27 protein-coding genes and 1 pseudogene are annotated in these 25,259 nt (G+C 45.9%); 18 read left to right on the plus strand and 10 right to left on the minus strand.

From position 1 onward, the window contains the following. Positions 1 to 2 precede the first annotated feature (2 nt). On the plus strand, positions 3 to 1,154 hold the full coding sequence (locus tag A8O23_RS08635) for an efflux RND transporter periplasmic adaptor subunit (RefSeq protein ID WP_066619677.1): 1,152 nt from the start codon (positions 3 to 5) through the stop codon (positions 1,152 to 1,154). 67 nt (positions 1,155 to 1,221) lie between these two features. Here A8O23_RS08635 and A8O23_RS21425 read toward each other — a convergent pair whose 3' ends face one another. After that, complete coding sequence (locus A8O23_RS21425) at positions 1,222 to 1,458, minus strand: hypothetical protein (protein WP_153042129.1); 237 nt, start codon at positions 1,456 to 1,458, stop codon at positions 1,222 to 1,224. Between the two features lie 449 nt (positions 1,459 to 1,907). Further along, positions 1,908 to 3,167 carry an MFS transporter gene (locus tag A8O23_RS08640; RefSeq protein ID WP_066619678.1) on the minus strand — a complete coding sequence of 420 codons (1,260 nt, stop codon included), beginning with the start codon at positions 3,165 to 3,167 and terminating at the stop codon, positions 1,908 to 1,910. A 171-nt stretch (positions 3,168 to 3,338) separates the two neighbouring features. Here A8O23_RS08640 and A8O23_RS08645 point away from each other — a divergent pair, with 171 nt between their 5' ends. From A8O23_RS08645 to A8O23_RS08665, 5 genes are all read left to right on the plus strand, one after another. Continuing rightward, positions 3,339 to 3,773: a hypothetical protein gene (locus A8O23_RS08645; RefSeq protein ID WP_066619679.1), complete on the plus strand. Its 435-nt coding sequence runs from the start codon at positions 3,339 to 3,341 to the stop codon at positions 3,771 to 3,773. Between the two features lie 120 nt (positions 3,774 to 3,893). Continuing rightward, the gene (locus A8O23_RS08650; RefSeq protein WP_066619681.1) at positions 3,894 to 4,229 is read left to right on the plus strand and encodes an ArsR/SmtB family transcription factor; all 336 of its coding nucleotides are present in this window, start codon (positions 3,894 to 3,896) and stop codon (positions 4,227 to 4,229) included. A 2-nt stretch (positions 4,230 to 4,231) separates the two neighbouring features. Continuing rightward, on the plus strand, positions 4,232 to 4,783 hold the full coding sequence (locus tag A8O23_RS08655; RefSeq protein WP_066619683.1) for an ArsI/CadI family heavy metal resistance metalloenzyme: 552 nt from the start codon (positions 4,232 to 4,234) through the stop codon (positions 4,781 to 4,783). A gap of 316 nt (positions 4,784 to 5,099) precedes the next feature. Beyond that, positions 5,100 to 6,128, plus strand: a complete 1,029-nt coding sequence (gene arsB / locus A8O23_RS08660) for an ACR3 family arsenite efflux transporter (RefSeq protein WP_066619686.1) — start codon at positions 5,100 to 5,102, stop codon at positions 6,126 to 6,128. 21 nt (positions 6,129 to 6,149) lie between these two features. After that, a complete protein-coding gene (locus tag A8O23_RS08665; RefSeq protein WP_066619688.1) occupies positions 6,150 to 6,923 on the plus strand; it encodes a metallophosphoesterase family protein in 774 nt (257 codons plus the stop codon). A 345-nt stretch (positions 6,924 to 7,268) separates the two neighbouring features. Here A8O23_RS08665 and A8O23_RS08670 read toward each other — a convergent pair whose 3' ends face one another. Then, entirely contained in the window at positions 7,269 to 7,676 is a 408-nt protein-coding gene (locus tag A8O23_RS08670) for a DUF202 domain-containing protein (RefSeq protein ID WP_204377684.1), read from the minus strand. A gap of 180 nt (positions 7,677 to 7,856) precedes the next feature. On the opposite strand from A8O23_RS08670, the gene A8O23_RS08675 reads away from it, so the two are divergent. The 4 genes from A8O23_RS08675 (at position 7,857) to A8O23_RS08690 (ending at position 10,514) form a co-directional block, all read left to right on the plus strand. After that, positions 7,857 to 8,507 carry a DUF6799 domain-containing protein gene (locus A8O23_RS08675; protein ID WP_153042130.1) on the plus strand — a complete coding sequence of 217 codons (651 nt, stop codon included), beginning with the start codon at positions 7,857 to 7,859 and terminating at the stop codon, positions 8,505 to 8,507. Between the two features lie 12 nt (positions 8,508 to 8,519). After that, positions 8,520 to 9,407 carry a YitT family protein gene (locus tag A8O23_RS08680; RefSeq protein WP_239693370.1) on the plus strand — a complete coding sequence of 296 codons (888 nt, stop codon included), beginning with the start codon at positions 8,520 to 8,522 and terminating at the stop codon, positions 9,405 to 9,407. 302 nt (positions 9,408 to 9,709) lie between these two features. Next, complete coding sequence (locus A8O23_RS08685) at positions 9,710 to 10,309, plus strand: RNA polymerase sigma factor (protein ID WP_066619700.1); 600 nt, start codon at positions 9,710 to 9,712, stop codon at positions 10,307 to 10,309. Further along, on the plus strand, positions 10,284 to 10,514 hold the full coding sequence (locus A8O23_RS08690) for a hypothetical protein (protein WP_066619704.1): 231 nt from the start codon (positions 10,284 to 10,286) through the stop codon (positions 10,512 to 10,514). Before A8O23_RS08685 ends, A8O23_RS08690 begins: the two co-directional genes overlap by 26 nt. Before the next feature lie 48 nt (positions 10,515 to 10,562). Here A8O23_RS08690 and A8O23_RS08695 read toward each other — a convergent pair whose 3' ends face one another. Continuing rightward, positions 10,563 to 11,117, minus strand: a complete 555-nt coding sequence (locus A8O23_RS08695; RefSeq protein WP_066619706.1) for a hypothetical protein — start codon at positions 11,115 to 11,117, stop codon at positions 10,563 to 10,565. A 212-nt stretch (positions 11,118 to 11,329) separates the two neighbouring features. On the opposite strand from A8O23_RS08695, the gene nth reads away from it, so the two are divergent. From nth to A8O23_RS21875, 3 genes are all read left to right on the plus strand, one after another. Further along, on the plus strand, positions 11,330 to 12,004 hold the full coding sequence (gene nth / locus A8O23_RS08700; protein ID WP_066619710.1) for an endonuclease III: 675 nt from the start codon (positions 11,330 to 11,332) through the stop codon (positions 12,002 to 12,004). 124 nt (positions 12,005 to 12,128) lie between these two features. Continuing rightward, positions 12,129 to 13,109: a formylglycine-generating enzyme family protein gene (locus A8O23_RS08705; protein ID WP_161486711.1), complete on the plus strand. Its 981-nt coding sequence runs from the start codon at positions 12,129 to 12,131 to the stop codon at positions 13,107 to 13,109. Positions 13,110 to 13,214: 105 nt separating this feature from the next. Next, positions 13,215 to 13,988 carry a LuxR C-terminal-related transcriptional regulator gene (locus tag A8O23_RS21875; RefSeq protein WP_066619718.1) on the plus strand — a complete coding sequence of 258 codons (774 nt, stop codon included), beginning with the start codon at positions 13,215 to 13,217 and terminating at the stop codon, positions 13,986 to 13,988. On the opposite strand, the gene A8O23_RS08715 is transcribed toward A8O23_RS21875, so the two are convergent. The 3 genes from A8O23_RS08715 to gldB form a co-directional block, all read right to left on the minus strand. Then, positions 13,971 to 14,816 (minus strand): alpha/beta fold hydrolase, encoded by an 846-nt coding sequence (locus tag A8O23_RS08715; protein ID WP_066619720.1) that lies wholly within the window; start codon positions 14,814 to 14,816, stop codon positions 13,971 to 13,973. The two genes, A8O23_RS21875 and A8O23_RS08715, sit on opposite strands and share 18 nt — an antisense overlap. A gap of 77 nt (positions 14,817 to 14,893) precedes the next feature. Beyond that, positions 14,894 to 16,096 (minus strand): glycosyltransferase family 4 protein, encoded by a 1,203-nt coding sequence (locus A8O23_RS08720; protein WP_066619722.1) that lies wholly within the window; start codon positions 16,094 to 16,096, stop codon positions 14,894 to 14,896. 133 nt (positions 16,097 to 16,229) lie between these two features. Beyond that, the gene (gldB, locus tag A8O23_RS08725; RefSeq protein ID WP_082882983.1) at positions 16,230 to 17,222 is read right to left on the minus strand and encodes a gliding motility lipoprotein GldB; all 993 of its coding nucleotides are present in this window, start codon (positions 17,220 to 17,222) and stop codon (positions 16,230 to 16,232) included. Positions 17,223 to 17,283: 61 nt separating this feature from the next. On the opposite strand from gldB, the gene A8O23_RS08730 reads away from it, so the two are divergent. Continuing rightward, positions 17,284 to 17,958 (plus strand): porin family protein, encoded by a 675-nt coding sequence (locus A8O23_RS08730; protein WP_066619726.1) that lies wholly within the window; start codon positions 17,284 to 17,286, stop codon positions 17,956 to 17,958. Positions 17,959 to 18,145: 187 nt separating this feature from the next. Here A8O23_RS08730 and A8O23_RS08735 read toward each other — a convergent pair. The 3 genes and pseudogenes from A8O23_RS08735 to A8O23_RS08745 all read right to left on the minus strand — a co-directional run bounded on the left by A8O23_RS08735 (position 18,146) and on the right by A8O23_RS08745 (position 21,276). Further along, positions 18,146 to 19,746, minus strand: a pseudogene (locus A8O23_RS08735) (Rne/Rng family ribonuclease). A gap of 269 nt (positions 19,747 to 20,015) precedes the next feature. After that, on the minus strand, positions 20,016 to 20,909 hold the full coding sequence (locus tag A8O23_RS08740) for a tetratricopeptide repeat protein (RefSeq protein WP_066619728.1): 894 nt from the start codon (positions 20,907 to 20,909) through the stop codon (positions 20,016 to 20,018). A 61-nt stretch (positions 20,910 to 20,970) separates the two neighbouring features. Next, complete coding sequence (locus A8O23_RS08745) at positions 20,971 to 21,276, minus strand: HU family DNA-binding protein (protein WP_066619729.1); 306 nt, start codon at positions 21,274 to 21,276, stop codon at positions 20,971 to 20,973. A 189-nt stretch (positions 21,277 to 21,465) separates the two neighbouring features. Between A8O23_RS08745 and mutY the strand changes: the two genes are divergently transcribed. From mutY to gldD, 4 genes are all read left to right on the plus strand, one after another. Further along, positions 21,466 to 22,542 carry an A/G-specific adenine glycosylase gene (mutY, locus tag A8O23_RS08750; RefSeq protein ID WP_066619731.1) on the plus strand — a complete coding sequence of 359 codons (1,077 nt, stop codon included), beginning with the start codon at positions 21,466 to 21,468 and terminating at the stop codon, positions 22,540 to 22,542. Between the two features lie 99 nt (positions 22,543 to 22,641). Beyond that, complete coding sequence (locus A8O23_RS08755) at positions 22,642 to 23,145, plus strand: single-stranded DNA-binding protein (RefSeq protein ID WP_066619734.1); 504 nt, start codon at positions 22,642 to 22,644, stop codon at positions 23,143 to 23,145. 113 nt (positions 23,146 to 23,258) lie between these two features. After that, the gene (locus A8O23_RS08760; RefSeq protein WP_066619736.1) at positions 23,259 to 24,620 is read left to right on the plus strand and encodes a transporter associated domain-containing protein; all 1,362 of its coding nucleotides are present in this window, start codon (positions 23,259 to 23,261) and stop codon (positions 24,618 to 24,620) included. Further along, positions 24,607 to 25,206 (plus strand): gliding motility lipoprotein GldD, encoded by a 600-nt coding sequence (gene gldD / locus A8O23_RS08765; protein ID WP_066619738.1) that lies wholly within the window; start codon positions 24,607 to 24,609, stop codon positions 25,204 to 25,206. Before A8O23_RS08760 ends, gldD begins: the two co-directional genes overlap by 14 nt. Positions 25,207 to 25,259: the final 53 nt, after the last annotated feature.

Consider the following 25,259-nt stretch of genomic DNA (forward strand, 5'->3'; position numbering starts at 1 on the left):
CCATGAAAACATCATTCCTTACCTATAGCTTAGCCGGACTTTTTCTGTTTTCGGCCTGTTCTGAGAAAAACAGCCCGGAAACGGGAGACACCACACCATCTGAAGCGGCCACTACCGAGCAGCTCACGCTTACCCAACAGCAGCGGCAGAATGTGGGCATTGAACTAGGTGCCGCCTCGCAGCAGCGCCTGGGCAGCACCTTACAACTTTCCGGCGAAGTAGACGCTCCGCCCACCAGCGTGGTGAGCGTGTCGGTGCCCTACGGCGGTTTTGTGAAAACTATGAACCTGCTGCCGGGCCAGCACATCCGCAAGGGGCAAGTACTGGCCACCCTGCAGCACCAAGATTATGTGCAGCTGCAGCAGGATTACCTAGATACCCGCGCCCGTTTGGAATTGGCTAATCTTGAATATAAGCGCCAGCAGGAACTGACGGAGGAGAAAGTGAGTGCCCTGAAAAACCTGCAGCAAGTGCGTACCGAGCGTGAGGTGCTGCAGAACAGCCTGGCCGCCCTCCGCGAAAAACTGCTCATGATAAACATTAACCCCGCACGTCTGCAGAACGGCAACATCACCCGCACCATCAGAGTCACCTCACCCTTTAACGGTTTTGTGCGGAACACTTTTGCCAACGTAGGTAAAATGGTCAACGCCTCTGATGTGCTGTTTGAACTGGTGAACACCGATGACCTGCACCTGAAACTGAACGCGTTCCAGCAAGACGTACCCTACCTGCGCCCCGGCCAACACCTCACCTACACGTTACCTGATGACCCTAAAACCCGCACGGCTGAAATTATCTTAGTAGGCCACAGCGTAGAGGGCGACAACACCATCCCCGTCCATGCCCACCTTCAAAACCACGACGAGCACCGTTTGCTGCCGGGCATGTACGTCACCGCCACCGTTCAGCTGGAAGAAAGAGCCGTCACCGCGCTACCTGAGTCTGCCGTGGTGCAATTCAAAGGCAACTTTTTTGTTTTTGCTGAATCAGGAAGCGGTCAATTTGAGCGGATAGAAGTAAAAACCGGCCTTAAAGGCAACGGCTATGTAGAAGTGCAGCTGCCCGCGGAGTTGCAAAATTCTAACAGAATTGTGTTGAAAGGCGCCTATAATCTGCTGGCCATGCAGGAGAACAAGGAGGAGGAAGAGTAGTTTTATTGCTGGTTGCTGGTTGCTTATTGCTGATTGTTGATTGTTGAAACGGCTGAAGGCTCAGACACTAGCAGGTCTGCAAGACACTGCTAGGTCTTGGGGAAGTCTTGAGTTCTGAGTCTTGAGTCACGAGTCGCGAGTCTGCGAGTCGCGAGTCTGCGATAAAGTAATGAGTAGTAATTTCCTCCTTATCGTCTCCTGCGGGAGCGGGCAACGCAGAAGCCGTAGGCGCCGAGGCGCTTAGCGGGAGCACGAGATACAGGTTCAATTTAGTAGTAGCCGCAGTGGCTATGGAACAGCGCAAATGTGCCAGGTGGTAAATTGACTGAAACCCTTACTGTTTGAGCGGCAGCGAGTTTAAGGGCTTCTTGATTCTTTTGGTTACTTTTCTCATCAAGGAGAAAAGTGACAAACCTCGGCAGAAAGAGACGCAGCTAGAGGTTTAGCAAGAAGGGCAGTGGGAGCAGAGGCTTTTTAAGGTGTTGGTGAGAGCACTCAACAACGGCGGAGGGTAAAGCGAAAGTAGGGGCAATAGTCTTCGTTAGATCCTTCGGCTAGCGCTCAGGATGACAGTAAAAGAGTAGAATCAAAAATTCGTGGACCGGCAGATGTAAACATCCCCTTCGCCCCCTTCAAAGGGGGAATCTGCTTTCAAACAACGACAGGGGGGATTTGAAGCTTTTCTTGCTTCTGTTTTAAGGCTACTTTCTAAAAATCTGCCCGAAAACAGCAGCTAAAAATAAGCCAGAACCGCTAGAAGCTCAGCTTCCGAAGTTTATCTGCTTTCCAGGCGGTGAAGCCAACAATTAGCAAGGTCATAGAACCACCAAACACCACCGAGGGTACCACGCCCATGAGTTTGGCAGCGAGGCCAGATTCAAAGGAGCCGATCTCATTGCTGGAGCCCACGAAGATGTTATTCACACTGGAGACGCGGCCTTTCATGTGCTCGGGTGTAAACGTATGGATGAGCGTAGACCGGATGATCATGGAAACACTGTCCAGTAAACCGCTCATGAGCAGCAAGAAGAACGACAGCCAGAACCAATTTGAAAGACCGAAACCAATAATGCAAGCCCCGAAGCCCGCCACGCACCAAAGCATTTTCTTGCCCGCATTTTTGGTAATCGGCCGGTAGGCCAAATACACCGCCATGCCCACTGACCCGATGGCCGGTGCCGAACGCAAAGCCCCCAAGCCCTCGGGGCCGATGTGCAGAATATCAGAGGCGAACACGGGCAGCAGAATCACCGCCCCACCAAACAGCACCGCAAACATATCCAGCGCCAAGGCACTCAGAATAATCTGGTTCCTGAACACAAAGCGCAGTCCTGTTTTCAGGCTTTCTTTGATGTTGAGTTTTGGCCCCTCACTCTCTGGCAACGGCCTTCCGGCAATAAGGCTATAGAACGTGAGGGAAAGCAAAACCAAAGCGGCATCTACGCCAAAGGCCATGGTCACGCCGCCAAAAGCATAGACCAAGCCACCTATGGCCGGCCCTGCCACCGAGGCCGCTTGCCAGGTGGTGCTGCTCCAGGTAATGGCATTGGAGTACAGCTTGCGGTCTTTTACCAGCTGGGGCATGAACGAGAAAACGGCAGGTCCCATAAATCCACGCGCCAGCCCGCTCAGGAAAATGATGGAATAAATAGGCACTGTACCCCATTCGCGCAGCACCTGCCCAATATCAGTAGTGTACGCCAGCAGGGCCAGCGAACAAAACAGCAACACGCTCAGCACAGAAATAATGATTCGCTTGCGCGGCACCACATCGGCTACATAGCCGGCGTACAAAGCTACCGTAATAGACGGAATGGCTTCGGCCAAGCCAATGAGTCCCAGTGAGAAAGGGTCTTTGGTGATGTCATAGATTTGCCACCCCACCACCACCGCCTGAATTTGCATGGCCAAGGTAATGCAGAAGCGGGCGGAGACAAACAATCTGAATTCGGGCAGGCGCAAGACCGCGTATGGGTCGTGGCGTTCTTGAGGGGCTGGGGCAGGTGTGGTCACAGAATAAAATTCAATCGCCGCAAAGGTAGAGCAATTTTGCGCTTACAAATAATTTGCACTGAAAGCGAACGATTTTGAAACATAGGTGTTGCCTATATAGAATTTCTTGCGAGGAACGTGCGGTGGTTCTCTACATTCTTTGTAAGTTTACTTACTTTATTCAAATACCCTATGTCTCCACTTTTTTTAGATGCCATAGCCCTTACTCACCGCCCAGATCTGGACGTGTTGTTTCTGCGCTGGCCTCAGCCCGTGTATGATTTTACGGTAAGAGAAGTGTACCAGCAGGTGCTTGAGCTAGCCGAAGCGACAAATGCCCGCTACTGGCTATTTGATATCCGGAGCCGGGGCCCTCTCTCAGACGCCGACAGCCACTGGGTTAGAAACGAGTTTTACCCAACGCTGCACGAGAAGTTTGATCATATTACCCATGTAGCATATCTACTTACTCCCGCCCACGCCGAAGACCATTTCACCATAAAGGCGGCAGAAGAGTCAAGAAAGCAAAGCTGGTATGGCAAATGCGCCGATTTTGAAGGCTTCACCTCTGAGACGGAAGCGTTACACTGGCTTAAAAAATGTCAGTTGGCCGAAGTGGAAAAATAGCCACCTCCTTTTTTAAGACACACCCGCCCGATGGTACCACCGTCGGGCTTTTTTATTTTTTAAGCCTACGGTTTTGCTTTTTCAATATCAATCGTATATTTGCGATAAACAATTACACCCATGGCGTACACCAAAAAAGAAGCGTTTGATGTAGATACTGTAGCGCTGGCGAATTTAGCCAAAGCATTGAGCCACCCTGCGCGTATTGCCATTCTGCGGTTGCTGGCCCAGCGGCAGTCCTGCATCTGCGGTGATATTGTGGCAGAACTGCCACTCTCGCAATCCACCGTATCGCAACACCTAAAGGAACTGAAGCAAGCCGGTTTGATCACCGGCGACATTGACGGCCCTAGGGTTTGCTACTGCCTGAATGTAAAACAGTGGCAAATAGCCCGCACCTATTTCGAGAAGCTCTTTACTGATTTGAATTCCTGTACCTCTCAAAACTGTTGTTAACTATGCAAACCAATACAACTTTTCCGCGCATGCACGTGAGTTATTACGTGTCTGACATCACCAAAACCGTAGATTTCTACACCGCTTTCTTTGGACAAGCGCCTGCTAAGCAGAAAACTGATTATGCTAAATTTGTGCTGGACTCGCCCAGCCTGATTATTTCTTTTGTGCAGAACCCCGACCGGGTACAGCCGCACTTTGGGCACCTGGGCTTTCAGGTAGAAAGCCAAGCTGAACTGCTCGCTCGTTTGGAGGATATAAAAGCCAATGGCTTACCTATTCTAGAAGAGATAGGTACCAACTGCTGCTATGCCACTCAAGACAAATTCTGGATAACCGACCCAGACGGAGTGCAGTGGGAGGTCTACTACTTCCACGCCGACGCCGAATTCAACGACCCACATTACCAAACCCAGGAAGCTACCGCCTGCTGCCTGCCACCCGCCCAGGAAGCCCCTGCCGCTCAAAAGGAGTTGACGTTTATTTCCCTCTCTTCATTAGGGGTAAATACAACCGAGGGTGAAACTTGTACGCCCGGCGGCGGTTGTTGCTAGTTTTTATAATGATTAATGAACAATGAGTAATAATTAGTGTCTGTTTTAGCCTTTTTTCTAAAAAAACAGGCCTAAAACCTATACGCTGCCTTTGTTGGTGTTCTCACCAACAAACCATTTAGCGGCCCAAGTTGAAATTTCTCAGATTTCTGTTTTTCAGAAGAAAGCCTTATCTAATCTTTCGGCTTACAGACGGAGTTATACTTGTTGGTGATAACACCAACAAGGGCTAAAATGACAGCAGAAAATTTTACCCATTCTTCATTTCCAACTACACATTAATCATTGGTCATTACTCATTAATCATTTCAATAGAGTGGAACAGAAAAAGACCATCCCTTTCTTTGACCGCTACCTCACCGTTTGGGTGGCATTATGCATAATGGGCGGAGTAGCCCTGGGCTATTTGGCTGGCGACAGCATTGAGGTATTGAGCAGCTGGGAAATAGCACGGGTAAATGTGCCGGTGGCTGTCTTGGTGTGGCTCATGATTTACCCCATGATGCTGCAAATTGACTTTGGGAGCCTGAAAAACGTGGGCAGAAAACCAAAAGGACTGGTGCTGACGCTGGTGATCAACTGGCTGATTAAGCCCTTCACCATGGCTTTTTTTGCCTGGCTGTTCTTCTCTAACTTATACCAAGCCTGGATTTCACCAGACGTGGCAGGGGAGTACATTGCCGGGGCTATCATTCTAGGTGCCGCCCCCTGTACCGCCATGGTGTTTGTATGGTCCTATCTCACCGACGGCGACCCTAACTACACCTTGGTGCAGGTATCGGTAAACGACCTTATAATCTTGGTTGCCTTCATACCTATTGTTGGGTTGCTGCTAGGCATAACGGATGTGGCTATTCCTTATGAAACACTGATTGCCAGTGTAGTCATTTTTGTAGTTATCCCTTTGGTTTCGGGGTATATCACCAACAGGGTGCTCATTAAATCAAAAGGCGAAGTATGGTTTAAAGGTAAGTTTCTGCCTAAGCTGAAACCTGTTAGTATTCTGGCTTTGCTCCTGACATTAGTGTTGTTGTTTGCTTTTCAGGGGCAGAACATACTTGACAATCCGTTCATCATCTTATTGGTGGCCATTCCTCTTACTATTCAGACCTATCTCATTTTCTTTTTAGCCTGGTACGGCGGCCGCTGGCTTAAACTGCCACACGCCATCTGCTCCCCCGCCGCTATGATAGGAGCCAGCAACTTCTTTGAATTGGCAGTGGCAGTGGCCATTTCTTTGTTTGGACTGCAGAGTCCGGCAGCACTGGTGACGGTGGTGGGCGTATTGGTTGAGGTGCCTATTATGCTGTCATTGGTGGCGTTTGCCAACAGAAATAAGTTTTAACTACGCTAAAAATACTGAACTATGAAAATCGCGCTGTTCTCAGACATTCACGCCAACCTGCCGGCACTGGAGGCTTTTTTTCAAGATCTGGAAATCACTCAACCCGATGCCGTTTACTGCCTCGGAGATTTAGTGGGCTATAACGTGTGGCCCAACGAGGTTATTAACGAAATCCGGAAGAGAGGCATTCCTACCATTGCCGGCAACTATGACTATGGCGTGGGCCGCTCCTCAGATGACTGCGGATGCGCTTACAAAACCGACCACGACAAAGACAACGGTGCCCAATCTATTGCATACACCAACCATCTGGTAAAGCCCGAGGAGCGGCGTTATCTGCGCACTTTGCCTGCCCACCTGCAGCTGGAGTTCCAGCTGAATGACCACCCGCTGTTCCTGCTCATGGTGCACGGCAGCCCGCGCAAAATAAACGAGTACCTGTTTGAGGACCGCGAGGAGAAAAGCATGGTGCGCATCATGGAGAATGCCAATGCTGATTTGCTGTTCTTCGGACACACGCACAAGCCCTACCACCGCACGTTTGAATATGATCTGAACGGCCAAACAGCCTACCGCCATGCTATTAATTTAGGCTCTATTGGCAAACCAAAAGACGGAGACCCCCGCGGCTGCTATGTACTCGTCACCCTGAACGACAACAGCAGCAAGTTTGACAAAGACAGCATTCAGGTAGAATTCAGGCGGGTGAGTTATGATGTGGAAAAAGCCGCGCAGGCCGTAGAGAACAGTCCCCTGCCCAATGACTTTGCCGACATGCTAAGAAAGGCTTACTAGCTTCCGTGAGGCAAAACACACCAATTTCAGCAAATCTAAAGGCTCATGGGCTTACAATAATGGGCAAACGAAAGATTCTCTTGGATGGGCTATCTTAGCGCTTTTAGCCTGCTTTTCAAAAACAGCTTTAAAACACAAAAGCGGATGCTTGGCCGAACATCCGCTTTTTGTTATGGAATAGTATATATTGCTAGATGGGAGCCTGCTTTACCGGTATAAGCTACTCACCATTCGGGAAGAGAACTCTAAAAGAAGTGGGCGGTTTTGCATTCCAACTACACTTTCACTTTCCCGCCGCCAACACTTCTTCTATATTTTATCCAATAATTAAATAAAGGATATATTTTATATAGACATGTCTCTATGGCTCACTTTCATTTCGGCGGCTTTCTCAGCCTTTAATATTGCCAGCATCTGTTTGGCTGGTACATACGCCTCACGCTTACGCTGTATAAGGGCACGTTTTTTTATGAATTTCCTAAACCCTATGTAACCAATTCCTAACCCCAGTGGTATCAGTACCGCTGCTAAGTACATTGAAACGGTAGAATTAAAAAATTGATGCAATGAAATACCTACCACTATCAATGAGAGAGCGGTTCTTAGGTAGGCTAAAAAAGTACGCTCGTTGGAGAACTCAGTACGTTCAATGGCCAACGTGTCCTTTATTTCAGCATTTGCCTTTTGCTGTATTTTGAGGTCTCTCTTTACCTCTTTTCTAAATTCCGGTGTCATGTAAATGTTATATTCCATAGTACACTTATATACGCCCCTATTTTGCTTTTGATATAGCTATAAATATAATTTTAAAAAGAACATAATTGCATATTTGAAATAAAACGTATAAGCAGAGAGAATTTATTTTAGTTTACGTTTTTTTGTTAGTTGAAAAAGCATCAACTGATTCAGTGCAGCTTGCTAAATCAAAGTGCTATGAAAAATATTTATCTTGCTTTTTGTCTGTTATTAACTTTCTCTGTGTGTAGTGGAATAACCGCTTCTGCCCAAGCTCAAACCTCCACCTCTTCTGACACTGTTCTTACCAAAACAACTATCAAAGACAACACTATTTTTTGGCAGCAAGACCATTTGGTACAGCACAAGGGCGGGCGCCTGCTGAAAGTGCAGGACCCTATACAATATGAGAATGGCACCATAGTTTTTGCAGACGGCCGCGTGCGCACCCCCGACGGCAAAACGCTTGTACTTGAAAAGAAGCATGCCATTAATCCGAAAGGACGAATTGTGCTGGTGGCAGACGATCTCTTCACGCATGACACAATAATTAAGCATGAGCGCCAAACCGTGGGCGATACCGAAACCCGCATTGTGGTCATAGATGGTAAAATAGCCTCTGTGGCAAATAATAAAGAGCAGCAGGTATACAGCACAGGACTCAATGAGAAGGCACAGCTTCTGGAGAAAATGACAGAGTTACTGGAGCAGCGTTTAAAGTTGCTAGAAACCGCTCTTACCCCTGCCGAAATGAGAAAAATACAGGGCTATTACGACGGCCTTAATAAGCAGATTACCATTGTTGAGGAGGAAATAAAATCCCTGACGTCTAGTGTTAAAAACCCTTAGTCTATTTACGCTTTGAATACCCCAAACCCAATTCCGCCTGCCGAGTTAAAAACGAAACGCTTTTGGGGCCATTTCCGCGATGCCCTTTTAATCTGCATTGGCGTTTGCTCCGCAGGTTTAGGACTCAAGGGATTCCTGATCCCCAACCACTTTATAGACGGCGGGGTAACAGGGCTTTCCATGCTCTTGTCTAAAAGCACAGGCTTGCCTTTACCGCTGCTGATTTTGGTTATCAACGCGCCATTTCTCATTGCCGGCTACCGCCAGGTTAGCCGCACCTTTGCTTTTACCAGCTTATTAGCAGTTATGGGGCTGTCCCTGCTCCTGCTATTTATTGAGTTACCCTCCATTACAGATGATCTGCTGCTGACAGCGGTATTTGGAGGATTCTTTCTGGGCGCCGGCATTGGCCTTTCTATTAGGGGAGGCAGTGTGTTAGACGGCACCGAGATCCTTGCGCTACTAGTGAGCAAACGAACCAGCCTCACCATTGGCGACGTAATTTTGGTGATCAACCTTATTTTGTTCTTGGTAGCTGCCTTTTTGCTTGGGCCAGAACCTGCCATGTACTCGGTACTTACCTACCTCACTGCATCTAAAACCATTGACTTTATTATTCATGGTATTGAAGAATACACCGGCGTTACCATAGTTTCAGTACATAGTGATGCCCTGCGCCAGAGCATTCTTACCCAGCTGGGCAGAGCGGTTACTATATACAAAGGCCAGCGCGGTTTCTCAGGCGACGAGGTAGATATTTTATACTGTGTGGTGACTCGCTTAGAAGTACAGCGCCTGAAGACGCTTATCTCAGAGATGGATCCGTCTGCCTTCATGATCATGCACAGCATTAACGACACCTCTGGGGGCATGATCAAGAAAAGACCGCTTTCTCATTAACCCCCTTCACTGATTCTGTTTTAGGCTTCTTTTTGAAAAATCAAGCTTAAAACAGAAGCTATACTTCTTATTGAACACTTTTGGTTCAGTTTTTGAGGCAAAAGCATAAGTATAGTTTTACTCTTCATCAGTCTGCGGGGCAGGCGTTTGAAAAAAGCTAAAAAAATATTTATACATAAACCTTTGCCCATTGCATTTAGGCGCAAGGTTTTTTATATTTGATACACTTAAAAAACTTATCTATTCACGTTAACCTTACAATATGGCTTAAACCTCTACGTTACCTTAATTGTAGATTTTAGATGAACATAGTACAGCTCAGCGATTCGGCACTAGTAACGTCATATATCGCAGGTAACGAGAGTGCGTTTGAGGAATTGGTTAACCGTCATAAAAGCAAGGTTTTTACCACCATTCTGCTTATAGTAAAAGATACCTACACTGCTGAGGACCTCTTGCAGGAAACCTTTGTGAAGGCTATCCATACTATGAAAAGCGGCCGTTACAACGAAGAAGGAAAATTTTCATCCTGGATCTGCCGTATCGCCCATAACTTGGCTATTGACTATTTCCGGCGGGAGAAGCGGAGCCCAATGATTACCCTGGAAGACGGCAGCAACGTGTTTAACACGCTGAGTTTCTCTGAGGAGTCAGTGGAATCCATCAGGATCAAAGAGGAAACCCATGCCCGGCTGCGTGAGCTAATTCAGCTTTTGCCACCGGCTCAGAAAGAGGTGCTGATCATGCGCCACTACGCTGACATGAGTTTTCAGGAGATTGCAGAGGCTACCGGAGTTAGCATTAACACGGCATTGGGCAGAATGAGATACGCATTAATCAATTTGCGGAAAAAAATGTCCAATGATATAGCAGCCTATGACAAAAACCTTTACTCAGAATGACCTGGTACAATATCTTTACAACGAGCTGCCCAGACGGCAGCGCCTTCAACTGGAACAGGCCTTAATGGTAGACCAGGAGTTGGCGGAAAGCTGTACCGACTTACTCCTGGCCCAACTTAGCCTGGACAATGCCTTCCGGCAGCCCAGCGATAAGGTAACCAACGCTATCATTAGTTATTCCAAAACTGTAAGTTTGCATCCGTAACCGGATGCTAGCAAAAGCACCAGTTAATAGCTGGTGCTTTTTTTGTGCTTAGTCTATTCTGGTGATGGATTTGCCGTTGGGGAACAATAACTGGATGACACCATGCTCTCTATTATAATACATGGTGGCTGTATCGCTTAAATATGGAGTGCCTGGTTTAAAAGCCCTTATAGAATAAACATCTTTATAGGTTATTCCATTTATTACTTTTGAAGATAATCTTGGTGAGAAAACTGCAGACCCAGATACAGTATAGTTATTGAACTGAATATTAAGCCCCCCAGCACCTGGATAAGAAATTACTTCTGCACCAAGCGCAACAAATAAATACCCAGCTCCAGAAAAAGTAACTCTGTATTTTTCCTGAAACGTGTTTGTTGGGCCCATCATACCATTAAACTCGTAAAAATATCTTTCGTATTCAGTTTGCTTATATATGCCAACAACATTGTTGGTGTCTATAAACTTAATACTTTGCCCCTCATGATAACTCACAAAATCCAGTTCTCCTTCTGTAAATTTATTATAATCAGCCGGAGGGGTAATGCAAGAGCATAAACCTAAGAGAACGAAAGCAATAATAACTTTGCAAACCTTTAACATGCCAGCTGTCTGTTTACTTTTTAAATAATCTCCTCTGATTCTATTTACAAAAAATTACCAAGAACAGCTATTTTAAAAGCCTTGCGGTCAGAAACAACATAAACCACCTTTGCATGAGAGGTTGCCAAAATTAAAATAGCAGATTAACATGTAAGTAAACTCAGTTCAACACTTTTACATAAGTTTGCTTATCTATTTATTATAATTTACGCATGCGCAAACCTGAACGCTATCTTCATTTAATCTCATATTTTACCCAAAACTTCCCTGAGCCTGAAACAGAACTGGCTTACCGCAATCCTTATGAGTTGCTGATTGCCGTAGTACTCAGCGCCCAATGCACCGATAAGCGGGTGAACCTAGTAACTCCTGCGCTCTTTGAAGCTTATCCTTCGGCAGAGATCTTAGCAACAGCCACATCTGAAGATATCTTTCCATTCATCAAGAGCATCTCGTACCCCAACAACAAAGCCAAGCATTTGGCAGGACTGGGCAAAATGCTGGTGGAACGGTTTGGTGGTGAAGTACCCAGTACCATAGAAGAATTACAGCAGTTGCCAGGAGTAGGAAGAAAAACGGCTAACGTAATTGCATCGGTTATCTTTAACATGCCCGCCATGGCCGTAGACACCCACGTGTTTAGAGTGTCAAAACGTTTGGGCTTAGTAAGCGCCAAAGCCAAAACACCGCTGGAGGTAGAAAAGGAGCTGATGAAGAATACCCCTTTAGAACTAGTGCCAAAGGCGCACCACTGGCTTATTTTACATGGCCGCTACATCTGCACTGCCAGGGTTCCGCAGTGCGAGAAATGCCCCCTCACCCACTTCTGCCACTATTATGAAAAGAACTGGCCCAATAAGCCTGATGACCCGCAGAATAAATTGTAGTACGTTTTAGAGCTAGTTTTAAGAAAAGAGGCTGAAAATGGCAATCTAGAACATCCATTTTCTGTAGATCCAATTTCAATGTAAGCCAGTCAATTCAGAAAAGACAACTATGTATTCTATGCAAATGCTTAACATAAAAGGTAGCTTTACATATTGGCTTTTCTTTGCGGCATTTCTTACTGGTTGCTCTGTTCTGGGGCGAGGGGAGGCGCAAAAGAAAGGCAAAACCATTTACGAGAAATTCTCTCCGCCTGGCACCGTTTACCTACGCGATAGTTTTTATGTGGATGAAACGGAGGTAGCGAACATACACTACTTAGAATATCTCTATCATATCAACAAAGACTCTAGCGCTGAGTTTTACCTGTCACAGCTTCCCGATTCTACTACCTGGAAAGTTAGTCTACAGCCCAATGATGATTTCATGCGCCACTACTTCAGGTATCCAGGCTATCGGTATTTCCCTGTCATAGGGGTTTCTTTTGAGCAGGCAGTGAACTACTGCAAGTGGAGAAGTGACATGGTTAACAAGCTCTTACAGGACAAGACTAGCAAAATAGGTCGTGCCCTGAAAGGCTATGATGCGGTAGTGGAGTATAGGTTACCTACCAAAGAAGAGTGGGAATACGCAGCGGCTGGAGGATTAGACATCAACAATCATCCGTACGGTATAGTAAGACCTGCCCATGGAAAAGCAAATACGCTAAAAATTGGTCGAGGCTCATTATCTGAATGCCTTGATACGCTTGGCATAACGTACGGCAAGGATGATATTCTGCATAAGATGGAATTTACTGTGCTAGAAAACTATTACCTCAGCATTGATAAACCTGGCTTCCGTTGTCCCTCACTAGAAACTCTGCGTCAAACCGCTAATTACATTGGGCCCGAATATTATTATTCAAACCCTCCAAACAACTTCCTGCTGTTCAACATGATAGGCAATGTGGCAGAAATAACCGCCACGGAGGGAGTAGCCAAAGGTGGCTCATTTAAACAAAGCCTTTCAGAAATCTCCATTCCCAAAAACTTCCATTATAATGAGCCAGAAGAATGGCTAGGGTTTAGGTGCGTGGCAGTAATGCGTTTGAAAAAGAAGAAATGAAATTAATTATTAAACATCCTTCAACTCTAAAATTTTAAACAATTATATTTTCTGCTCTATACCTATAAATAAGTATATTGAGTTACCCCATGTGTAAAGAGCAATATGTCAAAAAGTAATTCAGGCACCGAAAAGAACAGAAGTTTGTCGCCTTCTCAGGTCTTCACTTATTTCCAGAACCAGGATTTTGAGCAGTTAATTGACCAATATCAAGCCAGTCTTAGTCCTGAGGAAATGTTCTTCTTCATACCCATCATTGGCGAAGAATTTTATTATATCACCGATTTGGCTAAGGCCGAGATTATCTTTTTAAAAGGAAAAGTACAGGAAATCACGGGCATTGAACCAAGCAAATTACAGCTGAAGGATTTGTATGACATCATCCACCCTGAAGACAAGGAACCAATGCTGGCAGCGGTAAAGCTGGCTTTTGAGTTTCTTTTCGAACATCCTGATCTGCCTAGCTTTGAAAACACCTTTTATTTAGACTGCCGGATTCTGCTGCCAGACAACACCGTGAAGCGGATTTTAAGAAGAACCACTGTTTTTAAAAGAGACGAGAAGGGCAACATCACCCACACGCTCGGCATCTGGACAAACATCAGCGCCCACAAAGAAGCAGGTCCATTGCGCGTGTCTGCGACAGGTCCTCTGAGCCATTTGTTCACCGAGAAATTTCATAACTGGCAGGCCTCCTCATTGGTGCTTACTAAACGAGAGTCTGAGATTCTGCAACTTGTTTCTGCGGGTAAGACAAGCCAGGAAATTGCCCAGCAACTAAACCTGAGCGTGCACACGGTAAACACGCACAGAAAAAATATGCTAGAGAAAACAAAACTTAAGAATACGGTAGAACTGGTACTAAGCCATAAGAACTGATTCTTTCAGGCAAGCAACTACAAACTGATCTAACAATTGGTTAAACTCTTCAGGCTGCTCCAGCATAGGGCTGTGCGAGGCCTTTTCCAGCACCTGCACTTCTCCTTTGTACAGGTTTTTGAACTGAATGCTTTTGATATAGTCTTGTGACACCAACGGATCAGCTTTGCCATGAAGCACCATTACCGGCAAGTCTAGCTCCTCCACCACTTTTACTTCATTCTCAAGCTTACCAGCGGCAATAGAAGCGGCCATCTCTTCTCTGAAGGCAGCGTGAGTATTGGTAATGCTGGAGACTACCGTCTCAAAATAAGCAGAATCTTTTGGCAGAAAAGTAGCAGCCAACGTTTTCGTCTGTTCAGCAGACAAATCTTTCGTAAAAGCAAGGGCAACGTCAGGGTTCGGCAGAAATCCTTTTGCCACATCAGCGTTTGAGGACAACGGAGGCGTACCGCAGATGATAATGCCGAGCGCCTGCGGCAGGAACTCTAAAGCCTCCAGCAGCACATGCCCGCCTAAACTATGCCCAAAGAATACTGCTTTCTTTACCCCTAAGGCCTCTACCGTTTTTACCAAGATCTTCACCAAACCTGGTATGCTGTACACTTCGTCCTGCGGTTTAGCTGCCGGTGAAGCTCCATGCCCCGGAAAATCAAAAGCAATTAATCTGTACTTGTCTGCTAAAACAGAATCAAATTGCTCAACAAATACTTCTTTACTCAAAGAATTCCCATGGATCAAAACCAAAGGCGTACCCTCTCCTTTTGTTTTAACAGAGATGGTTTGGTGACCAACGGTTACCGTGAAGTTTTGTAAAGAGGCAGACATGTAGTTAAGATAAATGTTCAGTAGCGTAATGTACTAAAATGACCTACAACTTACGCTCTATGCCTTAGTAAGAGTTGTTAAGTTTTGCTTTTGATAACATCCAAAAAAATTTGCTCCAGTTCTGCCACCATCTGTACGCGGTCAAACTGTTCTTGCGCCACCTTACTGGCATTTTCTCGCATATTAGCTAACTCCGGCTCATTCTTTAGTTTTTGAACCAAAGAAGAAGCTAAGGCTGCTGCGTCCCCGGCGGGAGAGTACCATCCGCAATTCCGCTCCTCTACCAACTGCTTGGTCCAACCTGCATTAGTCACTACAACCGGAGTGCCTACCGCCATGCTGTCAAAGAACTTACCCGGTGAATTCGCTTTTAGCACGGGCAAATCAATAAATGAAACAATAGAGACCGTAGCTATGGAGAATAACTTGAACACTTCATGGCGGGGCTGCGGGGGTAGCAAAACAATATTTGACTGATCGGCTGCTGCCTTTTGCAGCAATGGTTCATCAAATCCTTGTCCGGTGAAGACAAAGCAGAGGGAGGTTTGATCTTGTAGAGACCGAGCGGCCTCAATGAGCATAGGAATATCGTTGGCTCGGCCGTAGGTACCGGCGTAGAGTACCACCTGCTTACCTGCCAAGCCTAACTCTGCCAAGAGCGCATTCTTCTCATTTTCCTCCAAAGGTGCTACTGGTATCTCGGTTCCATTTACCAGAGTAGTGATGTTAGCAGGAGAAATCCCTTTCTCTACTATATACTTCTCCATGTCCGGCGAGAGCGGAATGATGTGAGATGCCTGCCTGTACAATGATTTTTCCAGCCGGTACAGCTGGCGCTGCAGAGGTTTAAATGGAACAGCACCCATTTGAACTGGGAAAGCTGGCCACAAGTCCTGCACCTCAAATACAAAGGGCACACGGTGGTATTTTGCCACTTTTGCCGCCGCCCAAGCAGCTGTCAACGGTGTGGAAACTCCCCAAATTAAATCTGGCTTTTTGATACGCCGCCCCAAATGTACCGCTTGTAAAGCAAACCTGCTGAAAGCCTGCACCCGCTGCAGAATGCCCATTTTATTATGGTAAGGCACATCAATGGAAACTAACTCTACACCCGGCGGCACCCAGTCAAAAAAGTTTGTCAGCCGTTTGCTCTCCCAGGCATTAGAAGTAATCAATGTTATCTGGTGCCGCTTCGCCAGCTCCGCCATAAATGTGTAATGCCGACAGGTGGCCGGACAATCAGGATTATGGTGGTACTGGTGAATGAGAGCAATGTGCATTAGCCTGAGTATTGCGTTTTGGTGCTATTTTTTGAAAAACAGGTCTAAAATAGAGATCAACTGAAATAAGAATGAGCCGGAATCAAGGTCTCTCAACAAGCTCTCATGCCTTGCTACCTGATACCTGGTACCATTATCTTTTCTGAGGCTTGTACTTAGACTGTTCCAGTATTTTGCGGGCGTCCTTATCTTTCATTAACTCTTGCAACGTTACCTCCGGATTGTTTTCCATGTACTTGCGCACAATCTGCCAACCTACCCAGGCGCCTATGCGCCCGGGAGCACGAGCACTTATTTCAGGAACGTTTGGCCGCTCACCAATATACTTCCTAATGGTGAACTGGCTGGTTTCGTACACCAGCCCCTTCTCTAAAAAATGCGCCCACACTTTGGCCTCATTGTACTGTACATCTGCCAGCTGTTGGTGAGAAAACCCAATTATCAAAGAATCTGGGGTGCAGGGCATCATTTTCTTCACGAAGTAGAAAGACTTTCCATAGTCAATCATATCATCGAGCATGGTTTTGTTCACAAACTCTGTTGCATTGTACTTATTAGACAGAAGCAACATAGTAGCCGGCACCAGAAGCTCTTTTTCGTAACGGTTTAAGATGTACTGAGGAGCCTGCGGCCTGTAACTGGCGTCTTTCCCTATAAAGAAATCAAGCCCCAGTACAATAAGGCTATCTCCCACATATAAATCTCGGCTGAGGCCAGATATAAACGTTTTTACCTGGGGCACCTGAAAATCTGGATAATAAAATTTCACGTGTTTAAGAGCGTTCTCTAACTCTTGGGTAACATCAGCCAAGTCACCGAATTTCTCATCAGACTCGCGCACCAATTTGAAAATGCTTGTATCAGTAGCCAAGCGCAGGAGGCTCTGCACCAGTATATCTTGTGAAGGATAGCCCTTCTGCTGCAAATATTTATCGGCAAATAAGGGGTTCTTCTGCAGGAACTCCCGCATTTCCTCTTCGCTCTTTATCTTAAAGAACTGCTGCTCCAAACGCTCTACCTGCAGATTTACCGGAATTTTCTCCACCTCCTCTGCTATTTCACATTTCTCTTGCTGGCAACTCACTAGAAGCAAAAAAGTAAAAAGCAGCAATAAATAGCTTCGCATAGTTTTCTTCATTTATCTTTAGGCAAATTTAATGTAACTAATATTAATACTCACTTTTACTATGAAGTTGATTCGTATTTCGGCTGTACTACTTGTAACGGCCATTTCTTTCTTAGGCGCACAAAAGGCCTCTGCACAAGTTGAAATTGGAGTAAAAGTTAGCCCATCTATCACGTACCAGCGCACTCTTGCCCCCAAAGGTATTGATTTGAAGAGCGATGGTGCCTCAGTAGGTATCGGTTTTGGCGTGATCGCTGATTATTTTTTCGGCACTAACTACGCTTTTCACAGCGGTGTCATTTTTAATGTAAAAGGAGGAAGCTTCACTTCTCAATACACTGATGCATTTGGTAATAATATCAAGTTTGAAAGTGAGAATAGCCTGCATTACATTGAAATTCCTTTGGCAATCAAACTCTACACGAATGAGGTAGCACCTGACATAAGAGTCTATTTCAATGCTGGCGGTACATTGAACACTTTGGTTGGAGCTCGATTAGACGGTGAAAAAGCTGATGAGGAAGGAGAGAAATACACTAAACAATTTAACCTTTTTGAAGTAGGGGCAATTGTTGGCGCTGGTGCCGAATGGCAGCTAGGAGAAAGCACCAAATTCTTTGGCGGATTAACCTACCAACATGGTCTAACTAATGTAAATGATTCTCTTGGTGGCGAAGACTCTAAAATTGAGTTAAAAAACAGCCTTTTCTCTCTTGACTTTGGTATCAAGTTCTAGGAATCTGTTTTAGACTTGTTGTTCTGAAAACAGGCCTAAAACGAAGAAATATGAAACAGCGTCTTGGTCAACATATTGACTAGGTCGCTGTTTTTGTTTTAAGCTTGTTTTATGAAAAGTAAGCCCAAAACAGAAATCCCTGGCTGAGTAGTCAACCAGGGATTTCTGTTTTATATCTGAAATAGAATTAGGCTTCCACTTCGCGGTCTTGCAGACCGTTTACTTCGGTGTAAGCTGATTGCAACTCAATTTCATCGCCATGCTCATCCATCACTTTAAAGTCAGTGAGGGCAAGCGAGGTATCTTTCATGATATTCACCCACTTCATGTGTTTCAGGAACCATCTCCGTTGCTTAGAGAGCAGCCCTTTGGTGTAATATGCATGCAAGAACGGATGCACGTACAGCGTTAAATTCTTTTGGTTCTGGCGGGTGAGCAGATCCTCTATGGTTCTGTCTATCTCATCCGTTACCAGAATACTGGCAGAAATTGTTCCGCTGCCTCCGCAGGTAGGGCAAACTTCGCCGGTCACAATGTTTTGCTCAGGCCGTACGCGCTGGCGGGTAATTTGGCAAAGCCCGAATTTGGAAATAGGCAGTACCGTAAACTTAGAACGGTCTTTCTTCATTTCCTCCTTCACCACCTCAAATACTTTCTGCCGGTTTTCGGCAGATTTCATGTCAATGAAGTCTACTACAATGATCCCACCCAGGTCCCGTAGGCGCAACTGTCTTGCCACCTCTTTTGCCGCGGTTAGGTTCACATTCAGAGCGGTGGCTTCCTGATCCGTCTCGGAGTTGGATTTGTTTCCGCTGTTTACATCTATCACGTGCAGGGCCTCGGTGTGTTCTATCACCAGATATCCACCGCCCGGTATGCTAACCGTCTTCCCAAACAGGGATTTCAGCTGCTTCTCGATGTTAAAGTGTTCAAAGGTCTTAACCTTGCCTGTATAATGCTTTAGAATATTAAGCTTATCTGGGGCAATGGTCTCTATGTAAGTTTTAGTTTCATCGTAAAGACGTTCGTCGTCTACTACAATGTTGTCAAAACTCTCATTGAGAATGTCTCTCAATATGGAGGATGAGCGGCCTAGCTCCCCAATTACCTTGTCGCGCTCCTTAGCGGTACGCAGCGTGGCAATTCCTTCTTCCCAAGTGGCCAGCATCGAGCGTAAATCCTTGTCCAGTTCCGCCACTTCGCGCCTTCGGCCACTGTGCGAATGATGACGCCAAAATTCTCTGGTTTAATAGAGGTAATGAGGCGTTTCAGTCGGGTACGTTCCTCTTTGCTCACAATCTTCTTTGACACGCTTACCGTGTTAGAAAAAGGCACGAGCACTAGGTAACGGCCTGCCAGGGAAATCTCGCAAGAGAGCCGGGGCCCTTTGGTTGATATAGGCTCTTTTACAATCTGCACCAAGACCTGCTGCCCTTTTTTAAGGACGTCAGCCATCTTGCCCAGTTTGTCAATCTCGGGTTCAAACTTAATCGGGCCAAGCTTGGCAGGGGCATTCTTTTGGGTCTGCACCATTTTCACGTATTTGTTCAGAGTTTTTATGTTCTCTCCCAAATCGTGGTAGTGCAGGAACGCGTCTTTGGTATAGCCAATGTCTATGAACGCGGCGTTCAGACCTGGCATTACTTTTTTAACGGTACCTAAAAAAATATCTCCAACGCTGTAGTTGGTATCATTTTTAACTAAATGATACTCAACCAATCGCTTGTCCTGAAGAAGGGCTATTCGTTCTCCATCTTGAGTAGAATTAATAATTAATTCGTTACTCAAAATATTAGATGTTAGATGAAAGAATATACCAATCGCCTATTATTACCTATGGGTATAAACGGGCGTAGAGCAAGCTTTGACTTGACCACCTGTATTACAAACGGCTAAGCAAAACCTGCTCTAACAGAAAAGGTTAAAACCTATTTCTTCTTATGTCTATTCTTACGCAGACGCTTCTTTCTCTTGTGAGTAGCAATCTTATGTCTTTTTCTTTTTTTACCGCAAGGCATAGTGTTGATGTTTTATAGTGAAAAAAATTTTAACTCTACTTACTGTGCACTGTTCAGCCGCTGCAGGTAACTGTCTACTGACGCCTCCACTTCCGGATTGTTGGTCAGTTCCTTTACCCGCATAAATGCTTTTTGTGCTTCTTGTTTCTGGCCTGTTTCGGCCAAGGCTACTCCTAAATAAAAAGTACCTTCCACGTGCTTTGGATTCACAGCCAACAGCTCCTGAAAACGCCCTACCGCCCGGTCATACTGGGTAGACTGGATAGAAAGAACCCCCATGTTATAGAGGGCTTTTTCATTTTTAGGGTCTGCCGCTATCACCTCACGCAAAAGCGTAACTCCCTGCATAGGGTTCTCGCCGGCAATATAGGTCATGGCCAGATTGATCTTGGCGTCTTGGTTAGCAGGATTATTTTTCAGCACCTGCTGATAAAGCCCCTGCGCCTTTTTGCCAAACTGCTCGGTACGCTCCTGCGTTGCCGCAAACGTGGCCGCCTCAAAATACTGATCAGCCGCCTTTTGCAGGCTTCTCTCACCCGGCCGTAGCTGCGCTAATTGTTCAAAGTAATATCCGGCACTGTCATGTCTGGCAATGCTGGCGTATTTCTGACCCAACTCCTCCGCAAGCTTTGCTTTGGCTTGGGCACCACCCTCTCGGGTAAACTTATCTCGCAGATCAGCAATTTCTTTTAACTGAGCCGGAGAGGCTGTTATGTGCACATCAGCTGAGTTTGCCGCTCCCTCTGTTTCATGCGCATGGTCTTCATGCCCCGGATGGTTTGGATCATGCTCCTGCTGACTTGGTTTAGCGTTTTCGCCGGTGGCAGTTAAAGCACCGTCTTTTTCTTTGTTGATAATCACCTTCGGTAACAGAGCCATCAAAACAGCCAGCACTACAGCAGAAAGAACTAACGCTACCCGACCTTTAGACATACTCTTTTACTTCAGAAATAATTAAAAAACAAATAGTTAAGACCGCAAAGATACTAAATCCTTAGGAATTAACCGGCTCTTTGATTTTCTTGCTGTTTTTGATTTTAGCTACGAAAGTCTTAGACGGTTTGAAAGAAGGAATAAAGTGCTCATCAATGATGATAGAGGTGTTTTTGGAGATGTTACGAGCAACTTTCTTGGCGCGCTTCTTATTTACAAAGCTTCCAAAGCCACGTACATAAATGTTATTACCATCGGCCATAGAGTCTTTCACTACTTTAAAGAACGCCTCAACGGTGGCAGCAACATCAGATTTTTCAATCCCTGTCTTATCTGCAATTTCTGATATAACTTCTGCTTTAGTCACTTGTTTTAACTGTTTAGGTAATTGAGTAAAGTTGAATATGTTTGCCGACCAAACAACCGTGCTGTCACGGCCACTCGAAATCGGGGCACAAAGGTAACTGTGCTTTTCGATAAGTAAAACTATTTATTTAAAAATCTATTGGTGTTTTGGCAGCGTAACAGCAGCTAACCAATATGTTAAAGCCTTTGCATGGCCACATCCAATCCTATCTTCTTTAGTTCTACTTTAAAAAACTGGTACCACCGCCACCGCCGGCCACTGCCTTGGCGCGAAACCCGTGACCCCTATGCCATCTGGCTTTCAGAGGTCATTCTGCAGCAGACCCGCGTTCGGCAAGGCCTGCCGTACTACCTAAGCTTTATGGAGCGGTTCCCTACAGTACACGATTTAGCTAACGCCCCTGAAGACGAAGTATTGCGCCTATGGCAAGGTTTAGGGTATTACTCCAGAGCTAGAAACCTGCACTTTACCGCCAAACAAGTAGTTTCTGAGTTTGGCGGTCGGTTTCCTGAAGGTTACCATGGCTTGCTGCAATTGAAGGGTGTGGGCTCTTATACCGCTGCCGCCATTGCGTCTTTTGCCTACAAAGAGCAGGTGGCGGTGTTAGATGGAAATGTATACCGGGTATTGGCCAGGGTGTTTGGCCGGCACGAGAACATTGCCGCCCCAGCCAGTAAAAAAGTGTTTGAGAAATTAGCCAATGAACTGATTCCGGTTGATGAGCCAGACACTTACAACCAAGCTATCATGGAGTTTGGCGCTATACAATGTACGCCCGTGGCGCCTGATTGCCTTTTTTGCCCGCTGCAGCAAGTTTGTTTTGCTTTTCAGAATGGGCTGGTACAGACTCTGCCGGTAAAAGAGAAAGCAAAGAGCAGCCGCGCCCGTTTCTTTCATTATTTTGTCTTTCAGCTTGAAGGTCAGCTGTACCTGAAAAAGCGGCCTGGTAACGATATCTGGCAGGGTCTCTATGACTTTTTTTGTTTAGAAACTGACACGGCACACCCCTCCACAGACTATCTACAGCAACAGCTTAACCAAAGCTTAGGCATTGATATTTCTGCACCAACCCCTACTGGCAAAATCTATAAACACATACTGAGCCACCAGAAAATTTCTGCTCAATTTTATCTTATTCCCCTTGATTCACGTTTAAGGGAAAAAGAATCTAACAATATAGGCCTACAACTATACTCTCTCTCTCAAATTGAGGAGTTGCCAAAGCCTATCTTAATAGATTCTTTTTTGAAAGAACTCTTTTTTTAATTATTTTTAGAGTAAGTTTAAACCCCTTTTCGGCAAAAGAACAGGACCAAAACATTACCTTTAAAGCTAACAAACTACTGTACCCCCTTATATCACACTATGGCAAGTATCAACAAAGTTATTTTGATTGGCAACCTTGGTAAAGACCCAGAAGTGCGTCATTTAGAAGGAGGCGTGGCTGTTGCCCGTTTCCCGCTAGCCACCTCTGAAACGTTCAAAGACAAAAACGGCGAACGGCAAGAGCGTACAGAGTGGCATAATATTGTTTTATGGCGTGGTTTGGCTGAAGTTTCAGAAAAGTACCTCAGAAAAGGCCAGTCAGTGTACATTGAAGGCAAGATCAGATCTAACAACTACACTGATAAAGACGGCATACAGCGGTACAGCACAGAGATTGTTGCCGACAACATGACTATGTTGGGCGGTCGCTCAGAAGGCGGTCAAGGCGGTGAAAATGGCGGTGGTAATTATAGCAACTCCGGTAACAACGGCGGCGGCGGTTACAGCAATACTTCTAGCGGAGGCAACAGCTCTAACGCTCCTAAAAGCGGCGCATCAAAACCAGCCACTTTTGAAGACGAACCAGACGATCTGCCTTTCTAAACCTAAGAATTTAGCCTGCTTATGGAACACTCCACCACAATTTGTTGTAGAGCGTCTGTAAGCAGGCGCAAGGGCATATTCCTTGCACCTTTTGTTCAACCAACCCTACTACATTGGAAAGTATACCTCCTTTAGGGGAGCCCTCCAGTTGGGGCTCACTGCTCCTTTTAAACCTTTTTAACCAAGCTCAGACAACCCTTGTCTGGTCAATTACTTTGCTGCTGCTCTTCTTTTTGGGCAGCTTGGCCGTGACTGCCGCAATGGCTTCTTTTCAGTGCTTTTGGAACAATGCCCAGCATCATAACGGCAAAACCAAATACTCTACCTCGTTACAACAACTTATAGACGCACCCGAGCGGGTATTGGTAGCTGGTGCTTTTCTGAGCACTACTCTGCAACTGCTGCTGGCTTACAGTGCCTACCATTTACTTAATGATCTGGTTAGTGTACCAGATCAATACCGGTGGCTCACGTCTTTGGCCCTTGTTCTCCTTTTAGCAGTGATGTTACTACTGGGGAGGTTAGCCATGATCAGCTGGGCCAAAAAACAAGAAACGGATCAGCAGCCTGCTTTACTTCCAGTTATCAAGTTAGCAACTACCTTGGGAGCACCATTTGCAGCTGCTTTTCTGCCCATGCAGCGCCTGATGGAGCGAACACGCCAAGCCTTTGGGGCTCCTTCGGTGTCAGAGGAGCTTTCTAACTCCCTAGACCAAAGCAACCCCAATGAGCCTATGTCGCCGCAGGAAAAAGGCCTGCTGAAAGCTATTGTCAATTTCAGCTCTATCACGGTGCGCCAGATTATGAGGTCACGTGCCGACGTGGTGGGCTTTCAACGGCGCATGCCTTTTCCGGCCCTTCTAAAGCAAATTCAACAGCACGGCTACTCACGCGTACCTGTTTACACAGAGGGTCTGGACAAGATAAATGGCGTGCTGTATGTAAAAGATCTATTGCCCTACTTAAATGCGCCTGCAGATTTTGTCTGGCAGAACCTGATCAGAACACCTTATTTCGTACCAGAAAGCAAGCAAATTGACGACTTGCTGCGCGAGTTCCAAGAGCGGAGGGTGCACATGGCCATTGTGGTGAATGAGTACGGTGACACAACCGGCCTCCTGACATTAGAAGACGTGCTAGAGGAAATTGTAGGCGAAATTCATGATGAGCTAGACGAAGAAGAAGACCACTATTATACTCAACTAGACGAACACACGTTCTTGTTTGAAGGCCGCACTTCTTTACATGATTTCTGCAAAATTATAGATCCGCCGGCCGAACTCCTGCAGGATATCCGAAATGAAGTAGAGTCAGTGGCAGGGCTTATGCTACGTCTTTTCTCCCGCATTCCGCACACAGGCGAAGAGATTCAGCTAGGGCCTTATCAATTTAAAATAGAGGCCGCCGACAGCAAAAAAATAAAGAAAGTACGCGTGCAAGAAATTGTACCGCAATCAACCGATGAAGAAGAGTAAACTGCATTTCTTAGCCGCCCTTTTCTGCGGCCTTACTTTTTTGGCCGGCTGTGCCGAAGAGTATACACCCAAACCTAAAGGCTATAATCGCATAGACCTGCCTGAGCATGAGTATCAAAAACTGCAGGCGCAGCACCCCTATATTTTTGAACATTCAAAGCATGCTAAAATTTTAAAAGACTCTAGCCGTATAGCTGAACCGCATTGGATTGACATTTACTACCCTAAGTTCAACGCCAATATTCAGATCACCTACAAGAGCTTCAACCAAGACCCTAAGAAGTTTAACGACTTGGTGGAAGACGCTCGTAGACTTACTTCGCGGCACCAAATCAAGGCTTACGCCATTGAAGAAAGCCAGATTAAAACGCCTACTGGTATCACCGCCAGTATTTTTGAGCTAGAGGGCGAAGTACCCAGCCAGTTTCAGTTTTACCTGACTGATAGCACGAACCACTTCTTCCGGGGCGCCCTCTATTTCAGAACGGCCACCGCCAATGACTCACTAGCTCCAGTGATTGAATATATTAAGAGAGACGCGGTGCATTTGCTGAACACCCTGCATTGGAATGAACAGGTGAAGTAGCTGGCGTTTTAAGCCTGCTTTTGGAAAATTAGGTCTAAAACAGACTTATAAAT

The sequence above is a fragment of the Rufibacter roseus genome (assembly GCF_001647285.1).
Taxonomy (GTDB): Bacteria; Bacteroidota; Bacteroidia; order Cytophagales; family Hymenobacteraceae; genus Nibribacter; species Nibribacter roseus.

Bases quoted from the DNA above. Each gene is read 5' to 3' on its own strand.
- A8O23_RS08635 (WP_066619677.1), top strand. From the start codon at position 3: ATGAAAACATCATTCCTTACCTATAGCTTAGCCGGACTTTTTCTGTTT.
- A8O23_RS08645 (WP_066619679.1), top strand. From the start codon at position 3,339: ATGTCTCCACTTTTTTTAGATGCCATAGCCCTTACTCACCGCCCAGAT.
- A8O23_RS08650 (WP_066619681.1), top strand. From the start codon at position 3,894: ATGGCGTACACCAAAAAAGAAGCGTTTGATGTAGATACTGTAGCGCTG.
- A8O23_RS08655 (WP_066619683.1), top strand. From the start codon at position 4,232: ATGCAAACCAATACAACTTTTCCGCGCATGCACGTGAGTTATTACGTG.
- A8O23_RS08665 (WP_066619688.1), top strand. From the start codon at position 6,150: ATGAAAATCGCGCTGTTCTCAGACATTCACGCCAACCTGCCGGCACTG.
- A8O23_RS08670 (WP_204377684.1), bottom strand. From the start codon at position 7,676: ATGGAATATAACATTTACATGACACCGGAATTTAGAAAAGAGGTAAAG.
- A8O23_RS08675 (WP_153042130.1), top strand. From the start codon at position 7,857: ATGAAAAATATTTATCTTGCTTTTTGTCTGTTATTAACTTTCTCTGTG.
- A8O23_RS08685 (WP_066619700.1), top strand. From the start codon at position 9,710: ATGAACATAGTACAGCTCAGCGATTCGGCACTAGTAACGTCATATATC.
- A8O23_RS08690 (WP_066619704.1), top strand. From the start codon at position 10,284: ATGACAAAAACCTTTACTCAGAATGACCTGGTACAATATCTTTACAAC.
- A8O23_RS08695 (WP_066619706.1), bottom strand. From the start codon at position 11,117: ATGTTAAAGGTTTGCAAAGTTATTATTGCTTTCGTTCTCTTAGGTTTA.
- nth (WP_066619710.1), top strand. From the start codon at position 11,330: ATGCGCAAACCTGAACGCTATCTTCATTTAATCTCATATTTTACCCAA.
- A8O23_RS08705 (WP_161486711.1), top strand. From the start codon at position 12,129: ATGCTTAACATAAAAGGTAGCTTTACATATTGGCTTTTCTTTGCGGCA.
- A8O23_RS21875 (WP_066619718.1), top strand. From the start codon at position 13,215: ATGTCAAAAAGTAATTCAGGCACCGAAAAGAACAGAAGTTTGTCGCCT.
- A8O23_RS08715 (WP_066619720.1), bottom strand. From the start codon at position 14,816: ATGTCTGCCTCTTTACAAAACTTCACGGTAACCGTTGGTCACCAAACC.
- A8O23_RS08720 (WP_066619722.1), bottom strand. From the start codon at position 16,096: ATGCACATTGCTCTCATTCACCAGTACCACCATAATCCTGATTGTCCG.
- gldB (WP_082882983.1), bottom strand. From the start codon at position 17,222: ATGCGAAGCTATTTATTGCTGCTTTTTACTTTTTTGCTTCTAGTGAGT.
- A8O23_RS08730 (WP_066619726.1), top strand. From the start codon at position 17,284: ATGAAGTTGATTCGTATTTCGGCTGTACTACTTGTAACGGCCATTTCT.
- A8O23_RS08740 (WP_066619728.1), bottom strand. From the start codon at position 20,909: ATGTCTAAAGGTCGGGTAGCGTTAGTTCTTTCTGCTGTAGTGCTGGCT.
- mutY (WP_066619731.1), top strand. From the start codon at position 21,466: ATGGCCACATCCAATCCTATCTTCTTTAGTTCTACTTTAAAAAACTGG.
- A8O23_RS08755 (WP_066619734.1), top strand. From the start codon at position 22,642: ATGGCAAGTATCAACAAAGTTATTTTGATTGGCAACCTTGGTAAAGAC.
- gldD (WP_066619738.1), top strand. From the start codon at position 24,607: ATGAAGAAGAGTAAACTGCATTTCTTAGCCGCCCTTTTCTGCGGCCTT.